Source organism: Sulfitobacter sediminis (genome assembly GCF_040811725.1).
Taxonomy (GTDB): domain Bacteria; phylum Pseudomonadota; class Alphaproteobacteria; order Rhodobacterales; family Rhodobacteraceae; genus Sulfitobacter; species Sulfitobacter sediminis.
This window is the reverse complement of record NZ_JBFNXX010000091.1, coordinates 1-1,259: the sequence shown is the minus strand read 5'-3', so window position 1 is coordinate 1,259 and position 1,259 is coordinate 1. Positions and strand designations below refer to the sequence as shown.

Here is a 1,259-nt window from a genome sequence, read left to right as displayed (position 1 = left end):
ACGCTTTGGCGGGGCTCAATGCAGATTTTGCCGCGCTCTATTCCGATGAAGGGCGTCCCTCGATTGCCCCTGAACGCCTGATCCGCGCCAGCCTGCTGCAAATCCTGTTCTCAGTCCGATCCGAACGCCAGTTGGTGGAACAGATGGATTACAACCTGATGTTCCGTTGGTTTGTGGGGTTGGGCATCGACGACCCGGTGTGGGTTGCAACGGTGTTCACGAAGAACCGCGACCGGCTACTGACGACCGAGATGTCGCGCAAGGTGATGGCAGCGATCCTGGCCCACCCGGAGGTCGAGCCCCTTCTGTCTGACGACCATTTCTCTGTCGATGGCACGCTGATCAAGGCTTGGGCATCCATGAAGAGTTTCCAGCCAAAGGCGCCGCCAGAGGAAGACGATCTGGGCGACCCGCCGACACCGCCGGACAATGATACGCCAACCAAGCCAGACCAGCCCCAACCACCCGAGACCCCGCCGATGCAAAGCAAATCCCGTAACACCGAAGTCGATTTCAAGGGCGAGAAGCGATCCAATGCCACCCATGCGTCGATCAGTGACCCTGATGCTCGGCTCTATAAGAAATCGCCCGGCGCAGGCGCGATGCTGTGCTTCATGGGACATACGTTGATGGAGAACAAGAATGGGTTGATCGTCCAGGCGGACCTGACCCATGCGGATGGGTTTGGCGAGCGCAAAGCGGCGCTTGATATGATCCACCGCCATTCGCCGGGATCGACCCGGCAGCTGACGCTTGGCGCGGACAAAGGGTACGACAGTGCCGAATTTGTTGCCGACCTCAGGAAAGCCTGCGTCACCCCGCATGTTGCCCAGAAGGCCCGCCATTCCGCCATCGACGGTCGGACAACCCGGCATCCCGGCTACGCCGTCTCGCAGAAGCGCCGAAAGAAGATAGAAGAGCCGTTTGGCTGGGCCAAAACCGTTGGAGGCATGGCCCAGACAGTGCATCGCAGTATCGAAAAGGTGCGCGCCAGGTTCACAATGACTATGGCGGCAAGCAATCTGGCGAGGCTGCCCGGCCTCCTGGCCGCATGACCTGAAACGTCGGGCACGGACCGAGCCCACAAACACCACATCAGGCCGCAAAAAGTGGCCCAAACTGAAGCCAAAACTTCTAACACCCAGCTGTCAGACAACAGCAAAAACGTTTTTCAGCAGCCTGCTAAGGCGGAGGCGGTCGAGGCCGATAATGCGTTTGAGGTGGGCGAAGAGCATCTCTACCTTCTTTCTCGCGTAGCT

Annotated in this window: 1 protein-coding gene; it reads left to right on the top strand. The window is 59.3% G+C overall.

From position 1 onward, the window contains the following. A partial coding sequence (locus AB2B41_RS23285; protein ID WP_367880217.1) for an IS5 family transposase occupies positions 1-1,055 on the top strand: 1,055 nt, incomplete at its 5' end. Between the last annotated feature and the right edge of the window lie 204 nt (positions 1,056-1,259).